This window comes from Mesorhizobium sp. M7A.F.Ca.ET.027.03.2.1 (assembly GCF_003999175.1).
Taxonomy (GTDB): Bacteria; Pseudomonadota; Alphaproteobacteria; order Rhizobiales; family Rhizobiaceae; genus Mesorhizobium.
Genome location: NZ_RZOM01001271.1, coordinates 1 through 1,530, shown reverse-complemented (window position 1 = coordinate 1,530; position 1,530 = coordinate 1). Strand labels below are relative to the sequence as shown.

At 63.4% G+C, this 1,530-nt stretch carries 2 protein-coding genes; both read left to right on the top strand.

The features are described from left to right. Positions 1-233: UTRA domain-containing protein (locus tag EN750_RS33735; RefSeq protein WP_127399229.1), on the top strand; the 233-nt coding region annotated here is incomplete at its 5' end. Positions 234-339: 106 nt separating this feature from the next. Further along, on the top strand, positions 340-1,530 hold a 1,191-nt coding region (locus EN750_RS33730; protein ID WP_127399228.1), incomplete at its 3' end, for a hypothetical protein.

Genomic DNA, 1,530 nt, shown 5'->3' with positions numbered 1-1,530 from the left:
CCTACGACTATCTCATGCAGAAAACCCCGGTGACCGAAGTCGAGCATATCATCTCGGCGATCCCGGCCGACGCCGAGACGGCGCGGCATCTGGGCATCGATGTCGGCGCCTGCTGCCTTTTCCTGCACCGCCGGACATGGACAGGCGCGGTGGTGGCCACCATCAGCAAGCTGACTTATGCCGGCAGCCGCTACTCGCTCGGCAGCCGCTATTCCCCTTCAAAAAGCAGCTAACGGAAGCAGGACGAATGCAAGTCGGAGCGGTTTCGTTGTCAATGTATATACATGTGCTGACGAGAACGCTTTCGCTCTCGAATGGACGGGCCAAGAAGGACAACAGATGACGCAGACACCGAGTCGCACGGCGCAGATCCGGGCACTCGCGCAGCATGATGTTGCCGAAGCACAAAGCGCGCTGGCGGCATTGCTGGGCGACCTGTTCGCGATGAGTCCCCGCAATGTGCGCATCAACTTCGACAAATACAGCCTCAATTCCCTGAACGGCTTCTTCGAAGACGACGGCAAGGCCTACTTCTTCAAGTTCCATCAGGAGGAGCGGGAGGAGGCGATGACGGGCGAGTATTACCGCGCCGAGATTCTGTCGCGCGCCGGCCTGCCGGTCGACCAACCCGTACACATGTCGGCGCAGCCCGGCGAGCAGATCCTTGTCTACCGCCGCCGCACGGATCCGAGGTTTTCGGATGTGCTGTTCGCGCTGGATGCGCAGGACGATGCCGGCAAGCGGCAAGAAGCCGTTCTTGCCGAGCGCGGCCTGTCGGCCAGGCTGCTCAAGGTCTATCTCGAGACGCTGCATCCGGTGACTGTCGCGGAGGTCTCGGCGGAGCCGATCCACAGGCTGTTTCATGAGCGGCTGATCGATGCAAACACACGCTTGTCGCCAGGCGGCCGGCTGGCCGATTTCTATGTCGGCAAGCCGTTCGTCTTTCCCGGTGCCGAGCTGGATTGGGATCGGTTTTCCCGGCTGAAATTCGTCATCAACGGCCAGCAGTACACCCACAGCGTCGGTGAGCTTTTCGATGCCGCCGCGGTGCGCTTGCGGCCCGACCGGCTTGCCGATGCCGGCGGCGTGGTCGCGCATGGCGACGCCCACAACGCCAATGTCTGGTACACGGCTAAGGCGGGGAGGGCGGAACTGTCCTTCTTCGATCCCGCCTTTGCCGGCTCGCATATCCCGACGCTGCTGGCGGAGGTGAAGGCGACGTTCCACAACATCTTTGCCCATCCGTTCTGGCTCTATGATCCGGCGACCGCGACAGAGGCTTTTCGCGCCCAGGCGCGGCTGGACGGAAATCTGCTCCATGTCGACACGGACTGGGACCTGAGCCCCGTCCGCCGCGACCTGCTGGAGGTCAAGGCGACAGCGCTGTGGCGGCCATTGCTGCTGGAGCTCAAACGGCGCGGCATGCTGCCGGCCGATTGGCGCGCGGTGCTGCGGGCCGGTCTTTTCCTGTCGCCGACGCTGGTCATGAACCTGCGGGCCGACGCGCGCAGCCATACGCGGGTCTCCTCC